General features: G+C 53.3%; 20 protein-coding genes. 15 read left to right on the plus strand and 5 right to left on the minus strand.

What is annotated here, in order from left to right; genetic code table 11:
• The first annotated feature begins 527 nt into the window (after positions 1 to 527).
• On the plus strand, positions 528 to 671 hold the full coding sequence (locus tag IPK17_RS08570) for a hypothetical protein (RefSeq protein ID WP_343417269.1): 144 nt from the start codon (positions 528 to 530) through the stop codon (positions 669 to 671).
• Positions 672 to 3783: 3112 nt separating this feature from the next.
• Here IPK17_RS08570 and IPK17_RS08575 read toward each other — a convergent pair.
• The 5 genes from IPK17_RS08575 to IPK17_RS08595 all read right to left on the minus strand — a co-directional run bounded on the left by IPK17_RS08575 (position 3784) and on the right by IPK17_RS08595 (position 6666).
• Entirely contained in the window at positions 3784 to 4164 is a 381-nt protein-coding gene (locus tag IPK17_RS08575; RefSeq protein WP_343417270.1) for a DUF4231 domain-containing protein, read from the minus strand.
• 394 nt (positions 4165 to 4558) lie between these two features.
• The gene (locus IPK17_RS08580; RefSeq protein WP_343417271.1) at positions 4559 to 4693 is read right to left on the minus strand and encodes a hypothetical protein; all 135 of its coding nucleotides are present in this window, start codon (positions 4691 to 4693) and stop codon (positions 4559 to 4561) included.
• A 212-nt stretch (positions 4694 to 4905) separates the two neighbouring features.
• Positions 4906 to 5280, minus strand: coding sequence for a hypothetical protein (locus IPK17_RS08585; protein ID WP_343417272.1), 375 nt, complete (start codon positions 5278 to 5280; stop codon positions 4906 to 4908).
• A gap of 119 nt (positions 5281 to 5399) precedes the next feature.
• Positions 5400 to 6542, minus strand: coding sequence for an FAD-binding protein (locus tag IPK17_RS08590; RefSeq protein WP_343417273.1), 1143 nt, complete (start codon positions 6540 to 6542; stop codon positions 5400 to 5402).
• Entirely contained in the window at positions 6481 to 6666 is a 186-nt protein-coding gene (locus IPK17_RS08595) for an FAD-binding protein (protein ID WP_343417274.1), read from the minus strand. Before IPK17_RS08595 ends, IPK17_RS08590 begins: the two co-directional genes overlap by 62 nt.
• Before the next feature lie 170 nt (positions 6667 to 6836).
• Here IPK17_RS08595 and IPK17_RS08600 point away from each other — a divergent pair, with 170 nt between their 5' ends.
• From IPK17_RS08600 to IPK17_RS08665, 14 genes are all read left to right on the plus strand, one after another.
• On the plus strand, positions 6837 to 6989 hold the full coding sequence (locus tag IPK17_RS08600; protein WP_343417275.1) for a helix-turn-helix domain-containing protein: 153 nt from the start codon (positions 6837 to 6839) through the stop codon (positions 6987 to 6989).
• 10 nt (positions 6990 to 6999) lie between these two features.
• On the plus strand, positions 7000 to 7134 hold the full coding sequence (locus tag IPK17_RS08605) for a hypothetical protein (protein ID WP_343417276.1): 135 nt from the start codon (positions 7000 to 7002) through the stop codon (positions 7132 to 7134).
• Positions 7112 to 7747: a LysR substrate-binding domain-containing protein gene (locus IPK17_RS08610; protein ID WP_343417277.1), complete on the plus strand. Its 636-nt coding sequence runs from the start codon at positions 7112 to 7114 to the stop codon at positions 7745 to 7747. The genes IPK17_RS08605 and IPK17_RS08610 overlap by 23 nt, the downstream gene beginning before the upstream one ends.
• Before the next feature lie 18 nt (positions 7748 to 7765).
• The gene (locus IPK17_RS08615; protein ID WP_343417296.1) at positions 7766 to 7894 is read left to right on the plus strand and encodes a TrmO family methyltransferase domain-containing protein; all 129 of its coding nucleotides are present in this window, start codon (positions 7766 to 7768) and stop codon (positions 7892 to 7894) included.
• A 316-nt stretch (positions 7895 to 8210) separates the two neighbouring features.
• On the plus strand, positions 8211 to 8906 hold the full coding sequence (locus IPK17_RS08620; protein WP_343417278.1) for a PAS domain-containing protein: 696 nt from the start codon (positions 8211 to 8213) through the stop codon (positions 8904 to 8906).
• Between the two features lie 100 nt (positions 8907 to 9006).
• Positions 9007 to 9909, plus strand: coding sequence for a PAS domain-containing protein (locus tag IPK17_RS08625; protein WP_343417279.1), 903 nt, complete (start codon positions 9007 to 9009; stop codon positions 9907 to 9909).
• A gap of 263 nt (positions 9910 to 10172) precedes the next feature.
• Positions 10173 to 11381: a sensor histidine kinase gene (locus tag IPK17_RS08630; RefSeq protein ID WP_343417297.1), complete on the plus strand. Its 1209-nt coding sequence runs from the start codon at positions 10173 to 10175 to the stop codon at positions 11379 to 11381.
• Positions 11382 to 11393: 12 nt separating this feature from the next.
• The gene (locus IPK17_RS08635) at positions 11394 to 11855 is read left to right on the plus strand and encodes a response regulator (protein WP_343417280.1); all 462 of its coding nucleotides are present in this window, start codon (positions 11394 to 11396) and stop codon (positions 11853 to 11855) included.
• 5 nt (positions 11856 to 11860) lie between these two features.
• The gene (locus IPK17_RS08640; RefSeq protein WP_343417281.1) at positions 11861 to 12355 is read left to right on the plus strand and encodes a response regulator; all 495 of its coding nucleotides are present in this window, start codon (positions 11861 to 11863) and stop codon (positions 12353 to 12355) included.
• A 2-nt stretch (positions 12356 to 12357) separates the two neighbouring features.
• Complete coding sequence (locus IPK17_RS08645) at positions 12358 to 13509, plus strand: PAS domain-containing protein (RefSeq protein ID WP_343417282.1); 1152 nt, start codon at positions 12358 to 12360, stop codon at positions 13507 to 13509.
• Positions 13510 to 13567: 58 nt separating this feature from the next.
• Positions 13568 to 13723 carry a hypothetical protein gene (locus tag IPK17_RS08650; protein WP_343417283.1) on the plus strand — a complete coding sequence of 52 codons (156 nt, stop codon included), beginning with the start codon at positions 13568 to 13570 and terminating at the stop codon, positions 13721 to 13723.
• The gene (locus tag IPK17_RS08655; RefSeq protein WP_343417284.1) at positions 13720 to 13992 is read left to right on the plus strand and encodes a sensor histidine kinase; all 273 of its coding nucleotides are present in this window, start codon (positions 13720 to 13722) and stop codon (positions 13990 to 13992) included. Before IPK17_RS08650 ends, IPK17_RS08655 begins: the two co-directional genes overlap by 4 nt.
• 467 nt (positions 13993 to 14459) lie before the next feature.
• Positions 14460 to 14954, plus strand: coding sequence for a hypothetical protein (locus IPK17_RS08660; protein WP_343417285.1), 495 nt, complete (start codon positions 14460 to 14462; stop codon positions 14952 to 14954).
• Positions 14955 to 15140: 186 nt separating this feature from the next.
• A complete protein-coding gene (locus IPK17_RS08665) occupies positions 15141 to 15434 on the plus strand; it encodes an integrase core domain-containing protein (protein ID WP_343417286.1) in 294 nt (97 codons plus the stop codon).
• The last annotated feature ends 355 nt before the right edge of the window (positions 15435 to 15789 follow it).

Genomic DNA, 15789 nt, shown 5'->3' on the forward strand with positions numbered 1-15789 from the left:
GATCCTAAATCCCTGGTGATGGCGGTGAATTGCTCGCGCGGCGTCAGATCGTCCTTGATTTCCTCAGCGATGACCTCCGGCGCGGCAAGCCGGCGTATTCGCTAGGACAGGCTTCCAACTCTGGGCCAGAAGATGTCCAAGCTGACCTTTATCACTTTGCCAACAATTCATCATAGGTGCATGCGCTAACGTTCCTCCGGGTTCGCTTCCCTCTGACCCGGCGACCTGACGTTGAAAGCGGTTTTCCGATCCCACTTCGCTTGAGTACTGAAAGCTTCTACGCGTTTTCAACAAGCACCCTGAACCCATTCTGAACTACATAACCGATTAATGCTAGACTTTTGACAATACAATTCGCTTCTCTGAGTCCTCGATATTTCTCACTCTGAAATGAAGTCCAGATAAAATAGAGTAGTATAAAGTTACCGTTTTAGAAAGTAGGTCAAAAGACGTCTTTTCATGATTTCAAGGACATGCCACTATGAACGACGAAAATGTTTGATATTTGTTGAGTGCGATGAACCCGGATGGAAACAGGTTGGCATAAACGATTTTTGGAAAAGATCAGTCGAGCAGGCAAAGTAGCAGTTGATAATGCATTGAATGTTGTGCGCTGGATGGCCGAAAAAGCGCGAGAGATGTTGATGCTGCATATGACAGGCCCGATATGAAGTCGAACCTGAGTTTGGGATCGTGTTGGTTCAAAAGCAGGTATATTGGTGGCTCAGGCAGACGTTGAAGCTCATATCAAAGCGAAAGTTGTATGGAATAAACCTTACCCTAAACAGGAGTACGCACCAATGTTGCCTTTATATAGCTAATGATTTGCCATCTTAGGTTGGGTCTTATGCAACAATATCCGCCGACTTCAATTGTCCGTATCTGCCGTCCCGATGGCGCAACTGTAGGTGCAGGGTTTCTAGTAGGTAAGAGGCAGATATTTACGTGCGCGCATGTTGTTGCATTTGCGCTAGGGGTTCCAAAAGAAAGCCCCAGACGACCTGAGGGGTTTTATGTATTGAGTTTTCTCAAAATCAGTAGACATTCGCCGTGAAGCCAGTAACGAAGTTCGGCGGGCAGCCCAAGCGGATGGAAAAGGCGAGCATTGCCGGTCTGTCTTTGTGACCGATGCTCCTGAAGACGCGTACAACCTGCTCCCACTCAAAAGTTTTGACCTCACGACCGCAGAGGAGTCATGGTTTATGGCTTCCCTAAGGGTTCGGAACGGTTTGGGAGATGGGTTGATGCTGCCACAACACGTGCTGCTCGAAACACTTTTGTAAAGCTTCAAGTCAACGAAGGTGAATTTCCTGTCGAACAGGGATATAGCCGGACGCCGGTCTATGATTATGAGACGAAGAATGTGACGTGAATAGTCTCCCCAAGCTCTTTCGACTGACCGAGCAAATGCTGGAGCTATGATCTCAAAGATTTGCTCCTCCAAGCTTGGAAGAACCAGAATCAATAAAGGAGCTAGAAGCTCAAAAGACGTACAAATACGCATGCTAACGCATAATGCGCCGATCTTATTTAGAAATGATGATGCGTTCGATAACACAACCGCATTCGCGCAAGCACTGCGCGAAAAATTGCAGACGTTACACGCAGATGATATTTCCAGATAAGCAGGAAATATACGCGGACGATGAGCGTACCAGATTTCTTTAACTCAGACAAAGCGCAAAACTATGTCAAAGCGCATCTATGCTCGTCATTAAGCTTCCTAACGTATTTTGGTCAAAGAGACAGTGCGCGAATATACGACGATGGAGAACTTGCATCACACTGCCCGAGATGTTGGGGCCGTACCGAGATCCACCTCTGCATGTCGTTCCTCGGGGTCATCCACTTCTTCCAGAGAAATTGAGTTCACCATATAATCTAGAAGCAGAGACTTCTTCTATTCTGATATGAAACTCAGCGTTTTTGACAAAGATATGTGGAACATGCTGAGCACATCGCCGGAATGCCGCTATGCATTACTGATCATCCTTGAAGTGTTTTCGGAGTGCGACTAACCACCTTTATCCCAAGAGCAACAGACAGCAGTTCAAGACGCGAATGCGTTATCGTCGAACTTCACTCCCTACCCGCAGTTAGGAGAAAATATGTCCACTACGCGGGGACAAATCGTTCACTTTTACTCATGACAAAGGAAGGAACAGGCCGAAGTATACGCTGGCGAATATCACCCGTTTACCATAACGGCGTTATTCGGTGCTCGCAACTGACGGGGATCTAGAAGCCCCAGGTTTACATCGTTTTTCCGACCCTTCTTAAGTGAACTATCCTTTGAATTAATCGGGAGAGTTTGAACTTAATCGACACCCGGGCTTATCAATTTGTTTACTGGAAATTGAGAAAAGTATGTCAGAAGATCGACCAGTTCTAAATCAGAGTGTCGTCAAAACTCTTCTCTCAAAACCAGCTTGAACGGTACATCCTGGAAACAAGTATTAACCGACTGTCAATTCTGAAAGCTGGCAGTTTTGACGATACCACTCCAATTTGATTAACAGTTTCCCCTGGAAGAGCTTATTTGAAAGAGCGCCCCTGGCTATACCTCTGCATTTGGGGAAACAGCCAGCACGCTCGTTATGATTTCGTTCTCATTGATCCTCGTACAGGGTTAACTGATACAGCGGCATTTGCACTATGCTTATGCCCGATAGACTAGTTGCAGTTTTTACTCCCAATTTTCAAAGTAGTTCAGGTGTATTGACATTGTGCGCCGTGCGGTATCCTTTCGTCGTTCGTCGGATGATTCACGTCCACTTATTGTCTTTCCTCTCGTGTCTCGTATTGACTCAACCCGAAGCGTGGCAGAACGTAGTTGGCGCTTTGGAAATCCAGCGGAACGGCAGAGGGTTATCAACCTCAATTCACAAACTTTTCCAAGATGTCTATCAATAGAGTCGTGTGACCTCAACCGAATATTTCTGACCAAGTCAAAATTCAGCATAATGCGGATTTTGCTTACGGTGAACGGGTTGCGGTACTTGATACTTCCGGGGAACAGACCACAGACCGCCTATCTCTAACTGTTGCTTATGAGACTTTTCTAGATCGCTTGTTGAACTTACACGTCCCGTGGGAGCATCGCACTACAGAGATAGACGAAAGTGTTAAACCTGTTCAAAAGCCTTCCTCGAACTAAAAGTCCGGAAAATGTTAGTGGTCCATCCATGAGTGCTAAAACGATCCATGCTCTTTACTCTGCTTTCGATCGGTTTGTACTGAAGATCAACGTGCCTACTACAAAGAACGTCTTAGGAAAAGCCGATAGCAGCCGCACAGGTTAATCGATTACGAACACTCTTCTTCTGTTTACCGGGTTTGCGTCAGAACTCCTTGGCTTCGCAATCACTACCAGTAGTCAACAGTGCAATGGTGGAATTGCTACGCCTGAATGGCGGCTGACACCGATAATTATTATTTTAGCGGGAATTGCAGGGCTTTCCCCGATTATCGCGCTTGTTCTCTCTGCGTTACCAGACCTTTCAGTGGGATCTACCGCCAATCTATATGATGTAGCATTGAAAATCTGGAAGCTGTGGATGCTCAATCCCCACTTGCAGGAATGCCAGATTTGTATGCGGTAGCCTATCGCAATTACACCCAGGTTGTATTGAATGTGATGATGAAAGAAAGTAATCAGTGGGGGCAATCTCTGCAAACACCGTCGCGTCTCCAAAATTATATTGAAGAGGCTCGCGATAGCGCCAGATTAGCGGAGTTTAATGAAGATGATCCCCGGTCCCCCCATTAAGTGCCGAGGAAAATTCATGCGACTCTGCTGATAAATTTATAGATCCAGCAATGACTGTTTTCAGGAAAAACACCACGGTTTATATCAGCGGCACGTTCTGAGAGCTTTAGTCCGCGCTCGACACCAACCAGGCGATCATAAGGGGGCAGCCGAAAAAGATAGCGGAAGTATTCGCGGCGGAGTTGTTCCGCCCGACGACGATGGCTCAACCAAAGCTGTAAAGGTGGCTCCCGTCCAGAAATGGTAGTAAGAAATATACCCAACAGGGCGACAATTGTTTCAAAGAGCGCAACAAAGGGAATGAGTTGGAGTTGCATTAGTATAAGCAAGGCCAGGATAATGACCGCAAAGACAGCAGCGAATGCAGCGAGCAGTAAGAAAAGATTAACGTACAATCGATATCGATCTGCTGGAGCTTCGCCGCGTAATCGCGTTCACGAAAGCCGCATTAGCTCAAACTCCAGAAAATCAACATCGGACCCATCTCGCGTACTGCTGCAGTGATCCTCACCACGCAAATAGTCGCGTAATTCCTCTTTCGAGACGAGTCTGAAATGTCTCATCCATAGGGGAAAGCCCCGCCAGTAAGGCATCTCTTGTAGTAAGACCTTCCTCGCGACGGTTATTTGCAGGCGTTTTGGGAAGCACCTGCTGAGAAGGGGGTGATTCAGTTCCATACTCATTAAAAATGCCTCCAACTGATCATTCGCCAAACACATTATACATTCTAACTGGAGGCATAATGCGGATGACAAATCCGCACCGTCTCATCGACCGTAGTAATGCTGACTACATTGGGTGGAGGATGGTTTCTTTGAGACGATCCTGTTTGATCTTGAGTTCGGGATATCCCAAGATATGCGCCTGTTGTTCGACGGTCAGACGAAGCTTCGCCCCTTGGCGACGGTGAACATCAGGTGTCATCGCTCTTTCTTCCTCGTCCCCATCTGACCTCGGTATTCTGACCCACGCGCTATTTGACAACCCGCTGTTGAGAAAGTGTGACGTCATACCCTCTGGAACGCATTGCAGAAGATCTGTAGCAGGAGGAGGATATGCACCAATCAGCCAAGCAAGAATTGCAGATCGGGCGTGAGCTTAGTGAGTGGGAATTTCGGCGCGGCCACGCGAAACGTTCAACGACCGCGGCGAATGAAAAGGTGACTTTGGGTTATTCGAGCAGCCGACCAGCCACTTCCAGCGGATGGTCGTGCATCCACGTTTCCAGTTCGGTGGGAGGATTGAGCGCTGCTTGTGCGCAGCACCTGTTGGCGTTCACCGTTCAAACCGATGATGAAATTGACGCGGAGTGTATCATCGACGTTGGGGAAATCGCTGCGCTGATGCGCTCCACGGCTCTCGCGCCGTTCAATGGCAGAGCGAACCGTCGCTTCCAGCAGCCGTGAGGGCCGCGCGTAAATCCAGCGCCAGCGCCAAATCTGATAGCCTTCCGCCGAAGGGCGCACATCCAACGCCTGGGTCGCCGCGCGCAGGTTGAGCAGTCGTTCCAACCTCTTCCTGCAAGCGTTCACCCGGAGCGGACGCCACCGCAGCACTTCATAACGTGCCGCGCACGGCGCGCTGCAATGGACGGGCACCCTGTGCCGGGTTGATCAAGTGATCGAGGTCTTCAGGCGGCCCGAATGACTGATTTGAACGGTGCTGCGCGGGGAGATATTCTGCGCATAGCGCGGCGGTTTCGTTTGTTCGCCGACCAAACACTACCGTTTCCGCCAGGAATTGCCACCCAGCGATTAGCCCCGTGCAATCCGCTCGTGACCTCACCCGCCGCGTACAGCCTGACGACCTGAGTTGCTCCGGTGTCTGGTTCCACGACCACACCGCCCATGCTGTAGTGGGCCGTCGGCGCGACTTCCATCGGCTTCTGGCTGATGTCCAGCATCTGGCTTTCGAGGAACTGGCGGTACATCCGCGGTAGCTGAAAAGAATGACTTTGCTTCGATGGCTTATATCCAGCAGCACCGCGCCGTTCGGCGTACCGCGTCCTTCGATGATCCCCGGTGTAATTGGCCATAGCCACCCGATCACGGGTGGAGAGTTCCAGCCGTTCAGGGTCGTATTTGCTCATGAAGCGTTCGCCGAGCGCGTTGCACAGATGACCGCCTTCGCCGCGGACCGCCTCTGTCACTAACGTACCCGCCATACTCTCCGGCGTGACCATCCCGGTCGGATGAAACTGCACCAGTTCCATGTCCGCGAGTTCTGCACCTGCCCGCAGCGCTAAATCGAGTCCGTCGCCAGTATTCTCGTCACGACGGCTGGAACTGCGGCGCCATAAACGGGTGTGCCCACCGGTGGCCAGAATCACCGCATCCGCCAGATACACCGTGCGCTGCCCGGTATGCAGATCGAAGGTCAGCGCGCCGAAGCACAACCCCGCATCGACCAAGAGCTGTGACACGTACTGCTGCTCGTGAATTGGAATCCTGAGCGCCTCGACACGATCCGCCAGCGCGAACAGGATCGCGCGTCCGGTATAGTCGCCCGCATAGCAGGTGCGGCGGTAGGTATGCGCACCAAAATAGCGTTGATCCAGTTCCCCGTCCGGCTGCCGCGCGAACTGCACACCGTAATCGACGAGTTCCGTAATGGCGCGCGGCGCTTCTTTCACCAGCAGTTCGACCATGTGCGGGTTCGCTAATCCATAGCCATCGCGATAGGTATCGACGAAATGCTGTTGCCAAGTGTCTTCAGGATCCACCGTGCCCAACGCCGCGTTGATCCCACCGGCGGCTAGGACGGTATGCGTCACGCTTCAGGCTTTTCCCCACCAGCACCACATCGCAGCCCGCTTCGTAAGCGGCAATCGCTGCGCGCAGCCCGGCCGCGCCGGTTCCAATCACCAATACGTTCGAGACATGCGTTCGAGACTGCATCTTCATCCCTTTCCAATAAGCCAATTTCCGGCGTTGTGCATGGACTTCCGCCGTTAAGTTCTCTCTATGCAATTTGCCGTATGACATTTGTCACGGAGAATCATATGACATTCATCGTCACTGAGTAGACATCAGGATATGATAGGGGTATCAGATGAAGTGATAACGCTATGGTTACCCTGCATAAACTCAAGCTGTTCATCGTCGTGTACGAGCGCGGCAGCCTGAATCAAGCGGCACAAGAACTGTACACGACTCAGTCGGCCGTGAGCCAGAATATTCAAAGCCTAGAAGCGGCGTTCGGCGAAGCTGTTCGAGCGTAGTCCGCGCGGCGTGCAGCCCACGGAGGCGGGCGACAAGCTGCATACCTATGCGCAGCGCATCCTGCAACTGCTGACCGAAGCCGAACGCGAGCTCATGGCGCTGGGCGAGCATCAGTCGTTGAGTGGTGGGGCGACCCCGGTGTGAGCGTTTACCTGCTGCGAATTGGCTGCAGCAGTTTCAGCGGACGCAAAGCGGCCTCAGTGTCTCGCTGCAAACGGCGCTTACCGTCGACGTTGTCGCCGACGTCCTGAACGGGCGCTACGATCTCGGCTTTCTGGAAGGGGAACTGGCTGAACTCGATCAGGCGACGCTCGGACGAATGCGCGTGCAGGATATTGAGTATTTCGTCACGGTGAGCGCCGACCATCCGCTGGCAGCGCAGGCAGCCATCTCGATACACGAACTCAGCAAGTTGCCGCTGATCAATCGGCAGCCAACCAGCCGCGCCCGCTGCTGGCTTGAAGCCCAGTTACAAGCCTACGGTGTGAACGCGCCCAGTGTGGTGGAATTGGACAGTCCCGGAGCGATTAAATATGCCCTGCTGAGTGAGGGGCAAATGGGTTACGCCATTCTGCCCCGGTATGCCGTCGAGCGGGAGGTGCAGCGCCACGAACTGCTTTTGATCCCGCTTAGCGAAACCGAACTCAAACGGCCGCTGCTGCTGGTGTGGAATAAAGAGAAGCCATTTACACCGATTCAAAGAGCATTCATCGCTCTCCTGGCGCAGGACGCGCCCCAACTGCAAATTCTGCTATAAGGAAAGCAACTTATTCCCATTGGACTACATCGCGTGACTGTGCTTGAGATCAACGGGAGCCGCTTGAAAGTCGGTCCCATCGAAGCGATTGATGCTACGCCCGTGATTGACATCAAAGCGGTGCTCTCCCAGTCGGATGACTCGTAAAATGCGACTCTGATCGGCGGAAAAACAGCTCAAACCGATCAAACTGGTCAAACCGGTCAGGAAAGCTTGTGATCTATCCCTCATGAACTAGCCCAAGTAGAGTGAGAACTGTCCGCGGCAGGTAGCGAGCTTGCTGTGCTAGCGGCGGTGACTGCCCGCCTGCCGCCACTCCTCAGTCATGATCTGTTCCTTCTGCCCGGCGACTAAAATCTAGCGCTCTCTTCCCCGTCGGACGTAAGTTCGCCGCGTAAATCGGGCGTATAATGAAAATAGGACGCAGCGGTTATCGTTCGATTTACGGCAGATAGGTAGTCTCATGGCCGAAGGCTCAGCAAACGACGCAGGAGTGAGTGATCGCTCTTACGCTTTGCAGCAGTTTCCACCCGACAAAGGCCGGGCTTCGCCGGCGCTGCTAGCCAGCGAAAAACGCTACGAGCTGCTTGTGGAAGCCATGAATGATGGACTAGTGTGCATCGATGCCGAACTCAAGATCAACTACGCCAACCACCGCTTCACGGAATTGCTCGGCTACTCGACGGAAGAACTGTTTGGCAGAGCGCTCCATGTGTTTATGGAGACGACCAGTCAGCCGGTCTATGATGCTCAAATTGTTCTACGACGACAGGGTAAACAAAGTCTCTACCAAATCGATTGGATCCGGCGCGACGGTACGCCGATCACGACCCTTGTCTCAGGCACGCCCTTCCTCGATGACCAAGGGCGGTTTCTGGGGAGCTTTGCAGTCGTCACCGACCTCACCCTGCGTAAACAAGCGGAGGAAGAACGCCTCGCTCATCTTCGCTACTTCGACCGCATGGATCAGGTTAACCGCGCGATTCAGGGCACTAATGATCTGGATCAGATGCTGCGGGATGTATTGATACATTGCTGGCGATCTTCGAGTGTGATCGCGCGTCATTTGTTTACCCCTGTGATCCGGAGGCCCCCCTGTGGTGTGTGCCGATGGAGCGCACCCGTCCGGCATACCCCGGCTTGCTCCCAATCGGCGTAGAGCTCCCGCTTGATCCGGTGGGCGCACATGTCTACCGACTCTGCGCTTCCCTGACCCCGTTCTGTTCGGTCCAGGGGCCACGCATCCGGTTCCCTTTGAGATGGCAGCGGCTTTCCACGTCCAGTCGTTCATCGCCATGGCGTTTTACCCGAAGGTCGGGAATGCCTGGTCTTTTGTGCTGCATCAATGCTCGTATGGGCGGGTGTGGACACTCGAAGAGATCCGGTTGTTCAAAGAAATCAGCTGGCGCTTGGCCGATGCCCTGTCGACGCTCCTGAGCTATCAACGCTTGGAGGCTAGCGAAGATCGCTACCGCAACCTCTTCAATGTGATGGATGAGGGTGTTGCCATCAATGAGATTATCCGGGATGCTCAGGGACAGGTTGTCGACTACAAGATTCTCGACGTGAACCCGGCCTTTACGCGCCACTCCGTGTACAGCCGGGAGCAGGTGATGGGCCAACGCGCGACCAACATTTACCACATGCAACCCGAATTTATTCAGCAGTGGTGGGAACAGCAGCGCGGAAGCGAAACTGTCGTCCATACCGACATGTACTATGAGCCAACCAAGCGCTGGTTTCATATCATGACGACGCCACCCTATGGCGATCGATTTGCCACGTTTTCGGTCGACATCAGCGCGAACAAGCGGCTCGAAAATACGCTGCGCGAACGCGAGCAGCATTCGCAGTCGCTGCTGCGGCTCTCGCGCGGTCTCGAATTTGTCGAGACTTATCTCGACGTACTGAATCTGGCGCTGGAGGAGATCAACATCGTCCTTGGTTACCATAACTTATGGGCGTATCTGATGGATGATGATCGCCATTACGCCCGCCTGTTAGCGGTCGGCGGTCATATCAGGCACGTTCTTCTCGCCACTGAAGAATTCATCACCTTGAAAGTTGATGGCGATCCGATGATGGAGGAGATCGTCAATTCAAGGTCGATCGTCATCGTGGAAGATGCTCGGACAGATCCGCGCACACGTAAAGAGCCGTAGCCATGCTGAACAACCGGACGATCATCAATGTGCCCATCATCACGTTCGATTATCACATGGGGGCGATCGGGCACCGGAACATTCGGCGACGAAGGGGTGCGTGTACCCACGCCTACCGAACAGGAATATTTGATAGCGATGGCGAGTAATATCGCCTCGGCTTTTCATCGGCTTAACCTCCTCACGAACGCCGCGAAGCGGAAGAAGCGCTCCAACGTTATAACGAGCGTTTATCCACGCTCCACGATATTGACCATCATATTCTGGGTGCCTCATCACCTGAGGCCATTGCCCGGGCGGTTCTGACGCGGTTGGAAAGACTGATACCCTGCGAATGGCTCAGCATCGTACTCTACAACCGGGAACTCACCGAAGAACGAGCAATTGCCTGGCAGCAGGCTTCCGAACTGCAAATTCATGTTGGTGACAGCCAACCCGTCGTCCCCAATGACGTTCTCGAACGGCTGAAAGCAGGGTTGTCGGTGGTCACACCGGATTTAGCCACGCAGCACGGTCCCAAAGCGCAGCTTGCTGAAGATCTGGAGACCCAACATATGCATTCAGCGATGGCGAACCCGATGCTTGTACAAGGTCGGTTGATCGGGGTACTGGCGCTGGCCTCCACGAAGGTCAACTTCTTCACGCTCGAACATCAACAGATTGCGGAAGAAATCGCGGATCAGATCGCGATCGCGCTGCATCAGGCCGAATTGTATGACCAGATCGCCCGACACAATTTCGAACTCGAACAGCGTGTGCGTGACCGCACGGCTGAACTTGAACATGTGAACCGCGAATTGGAAATGTTCAGTTATTCGGTCTCACACGATTTGCGCGCACCGTTGCGCGCGGTTCAGGGATTCGCAGAGATTATTGCGCGCCGTCACCGCAGCAGCTTAAACGAAGAAGGTCAGCGGTACTTTGACTATATTGTGGACGCGGGCGGCCAGATGAATCAACTCATCACTGACCTACTGGACTACTCGCGCCTCGGTCGTCAGCATGTGCGTTTCGGAACCATTCCGTTACGGAAGCTGCTGTTGGAGGTGATCGAAATGCTGCAACCCCAGATTACCAAATATGGGGCGCAAATCGATCTGGCAGAGGCTTTGCCGGACGTTCGCGGAGACAAGACGCTGCTCATGCAGATTTTCGCGAATCTGCTGGAGAACGGCATGATTTACCAGCGGCCCGGTGTCTCGCCCGTGGTGCGCGTTGATTGCACGATCGAACCTGAGGCCGTTGTGGTCCGCGTGGCGGACAATGGTCTGGGTATCGATCAGGAGTTTCACGAAAAGATCTTCAATGTGTTTCAGCGTCTGCACAGCGCGGAACACTATCCCGGAACTGGCATTGGCCTCGCAATTGTGCGGCGCTCGGTCGAACTGCTGAATGGCAGTATCTGGCTGGAGTCCACCGTCGGCGTTGGTAGTCAGTTCTATGTCAGATTACCGCGCCCAACAGGATTATAAGGAACAACCATCGTGGTCTCACGGATCAACGGCTTAGGGCATATCTTACTGGTGGAAGATAACCCCATGGATATCGCTCTCACGCTGGATGCCTTTAGCGAAGCCGCTCTGAAAAATAGTATCCATGTGGCGAATACCGGTCAGGAAGCCCTCGATTATTTGTTTGGTACGGGCAAGTTTAGCGATCGCGAGCACTACCCTCTGCCCGATCTCATTTTGCTGGATTTGAAGCTGCCGGGCATCGATGGCCATGAAGTGCTGCGCCGGATCAAACTGGCGCCTGCGCTCAAACGTCTGCCGATCGTTGTTCTAACTTCATCCAAAAAAGACACCGACTTGATCCAAAGCTATGATAATGGTGCCAACAGTTACTTGATTAAGCCCGTCTCAACCACTGATTTTCTGGCCGTTGTTCACCAAATTGACCAGTACTGGTTAACTCTGAATATTGGCCCGCCCATGGGAGACGTTTGACAACTATGAGCACCCCGATACGTGTCTTGCATGTTGATGATAGCGCGCTGGATCGCGAGTTGATCCGGGACGCGCTGGAACATGACAGTGCGGACTTCACTGTGATCACGGCCTCCGCTCGTCAGGAGTTCGAACAACGGCTCACCCACGGTGAATTCGACGTGGTCGTGACGGACTTCAATATTTTGGGTTTTGAAGGCGTACAGGTCATCGACGCAGTGCATGCGCACTACCCACATTTGCCTGTGATTGTGGTCACTGGCACCGGGTCGGAAGAAGTGGCGGTAGAAGCCATGAAACGCGGGGCAGCAGACTACGTCATCAAATCCCCGCGGCACATTCGCCGCTTGGCCACAACGATTCAGTCGGCGTGTGAGCGTAAGCGCCTGCTCGCGGCGCGCTTGCAGGCAGAAAGCAACTTGCGGCGGAGCGAGGAGCGACTGAGTGCTTTCGCTAAAGCGCTGCCCGATCTTGCGTTCATTCCCCTGCTGCCGATCTGATCATGGACGCAATTCGCCAGACGGTGGCAACTGGATATACGCAGCAAGTGGAGTATCAACTGGAAGTGGCGCAGGCCACCAAGTGGTATGACGGGCGCACCGCGCTCATGGGCAGGGCGGATGGCGGCAAGCAGCTCATCGTCTACATCGCGCGGGATATCACTGATCGGAAAGTAGCGGAGTTCCGTCTGCGGCGGGAGCGTAACCTCCTGCGTACGCTGATCGATCATGTTCCCGATTACATCTTCGTGAAAGACCGTTCGGATCGCTTCGTCGCCAGTAATCTCGCTCATGCTGCTGTCGCGCGAAGCGTTCCCGCCGACCTCATTGGCAGGGAGGCGTGTGAGGTGTTCGACCCGGATTTTGTCGAGAGTTTCCACGCCGACGATGCCGTCGTGATGGCGCGCGGTACGGCGATTATCAGCGAAGAACGCGTTATGCACGATCAAGCTGGCTCGCATTGGACACTGACGACCAAAGTCCCTTTTCGCAGTGACGAGGGCGAAGTCATCGGCTTAATCGGCATTGCGCGGGATATCACCGCGCGGAAACAGGCCATCGAAGCCCTGCGGGCGAGCGAAGAACATCTGCAAATGGTCATCAAGAGCAATCCGGTGATTTTGTTCGAAGTTGATCCGCAAGGGGTTCTAAAATTCCTACAGGGACGAGGCAGCCAGCTTGTCGGTCAGGATATGCCAGCGCTGGTTGGCCTTTCGATTGTGGACGCTTTCGAACCGCTGATCCCTAATATTCGTGGGTATTTCCAGCGGGCGTTGAGCGGTGAGGAAACCGGTACCGTGCTGAACATCGCAAATCGCATTCTGGATATTCGCTATTCCACCTTGCAGAACAAGACCGGGGAAAACAACGGCATCATCGGCGTTGTCACTGATATCACGGAACGCATTCGGGCGGATCGCTTGCAGATCGAGCTAGAAAAAGAACAAGAGATCATCCACCTGAAAGAACAGCTGATTTCGACGATTTCCCATGACTTCCGCACCCCGCTGTCGATCATCAAAATGAACGTCACCATGCTCGAAACGTATGCGGAACGGTTTTTCCGCCGAGCAGCGCGCCATACGGATTCAGCAGATTTATCGCCAGATCCAGCGGATGGTCGCGCTCCTAGACGATGTCCTCACGCTGAGTAAAGCGAACGCGGGTAAACTGGTTTGTAAACCAGAACCTGTAGCCCTGAAGCAGCTATGCATGGAAATCTGGGATAATTTTCAGCACATCGCGGGCAAAACGCATGTTATCGATTTTGTCTACAAGGCCGATGCGAATGAAGTTATGCTCGACCAGCACCTCGTACATGATATCCTCGTCAATTTGCTCTCGAATGCGGTGAAGTATCGCCGGTGAACGGGCATGTACAGTTTGAAGTGACGCGGAATGGGAACGATATCGAGTTCCGCATTGCCGATAATGGGATCGGCATCCCAGAGGTGGAACAAGTGAAGCTGTTTGAGCCTTTCCACCGGGCAAGTAATACCGGTCGCATCGAGGGCACCGGGTTGGGTCTATCAATTGTCAAAAGCTATGTCGATGCGCATCACGGCCAGATCGAGTTCACAAGCAAGGAAGGCGAAGGCACTAGCTTCACGGTGACTATCTCCTGCGCAGGTCGTTAACATTCAGTGAGGCACCGGAATGAGCTGCAACAATCTTATGGCCGATTGCCAGCCACAGTCGTATGCATCCTTCCTCATTAGAGCGCGCGTTGTCAGTCCGGTAGAAGCGTTCAAAGATATGCGGTAGGGCATCCGCGGATATGCCGACGTCTGAGCCGCGCACTTCAAGCGCGACTCGTCTGGGAGATAAGATCCTAAGAGCTTATCAACCCCTCTATCCTAAAAACAGAAGCTCGAAGAGAGCAAGCTTTTTGTTTTCTACCAGCCGTGCCTGCTGAGTTCAGATGCGGCTTTTTCTTTACTTTCGCAATTATGATGTGATACATCATACCCTGTAAGACATTTCCCTAGTTATTCTAAGAGAGACCGCATCTGTATGAGTCCTCTCGTTCAGCTCCGAAAAGAAGATACAGACATCGTGGCTCGTTAAGATCCAGCCCTGCAACCGTGAGGATGGAGAGAGCAAGATGGAGAGCGAGTGGGAACTTGACCGGGTTCGTTTGTATCAGCTGCGTGGAGCGCACCCCGAGTGGACGCTGGGGCAGTTGGCGACAACACTCGAACGCAGTTTGAGCTGGGTGAAGAAATGGTTGAAGCGGTTTCGGGAAGCAGAGCCGCCATCGCTGGCGATGTTCAAGAGCCAGTCGCGCGCACCGCATCAGCATCCATTTCAGATCGTGCCGTTGGTGCGCGCTGCGATTCTCAGTCTGCGGGACGAGCTCAAACAGCGCTACGGGCGAGTGGTAGGAGCGAAGACGATTTTGTATCACCTGCATCACGAGGGAGATTTGTCGTCCAGTGGTGGGTATCTTCCGCGTTCGCCGCGCAAAATCTGGCAAATTCTCAAAGACGCGGGACGCATACCCACGCGCGTTACCGTTCATCATCCGGTGGAGCGTCCAGAACCCTCCGCCATTGGGAAATGGATTTCGGGCAGTTGGGCGACGCCTTTGAGTTTCTGACGGTCGTGGATCGCGGAACGTCGGTTCTGGTCGACACCCCAACCCAGGCGCACTTCAACGCGGAGACCGCACTGCTGGCGGTCGCCCAGGTACTCCTGGTGATGGGACTCCCGCAGAAGCTGCGCTTTGACAATGACCCGCGGTTTTGTCGGGAACTGGTTGACCGATGGATACCCCTCCGCTCTCATGCGTTTTCTCCTGTGCTTAGGCGTCGAACCGGATCTCGTCGAACCGGGCAGACCGCAGGACAAACCGTTTGCGGAGCGCTCCGTGCGCACGCTCAAATACGAGTGTCTCTGGCTGGATCCGCCACGGGATTGGTTGGATGCGGCTGAGGTTCTACGCCCGTATCGTGACTTCTACAACCATGACCGGGCGCACCAGTCCCTCGTCTGTGGCAACCGTCCTCCATTTAAGGCATTTCCCAGCTTGCCAGCGTTCCACCAGTTCCAGACCGTATTCACCCGGATGCCTGGTTGACGTATTTTCATCTTCGCATTTTCAGGCGACGGGTTGCCCAAAACGGGACGGTTGGCGTTGGACGGCACGATTACTATGTCGGTTATAACCAAGCGGGGGAAACGGGTTGGCGTCTTGCTCGACGCAGAACGGAAAGTCTTCCGATTCTGCAGGAAGTACAGTTTTGCTGGAAAAAGAGATCCATGGGCTCGTCAGGCATCCGCTGGCCTTCCAAGCGTATCTTGAGCAGATGCTGACGGAAGCACGCACAACTGACGCTCGCTAAAACGCTTCCTCGCAATCTTTTTTTCACCGCGCCTACGCACAAACATGCCAGCCTGAAGACAGGCCACGATGTCCGTATCTTCTTTTCGGG

Source organism: Candidatus Flexifilum breve, from assembly GCF_016713355.1.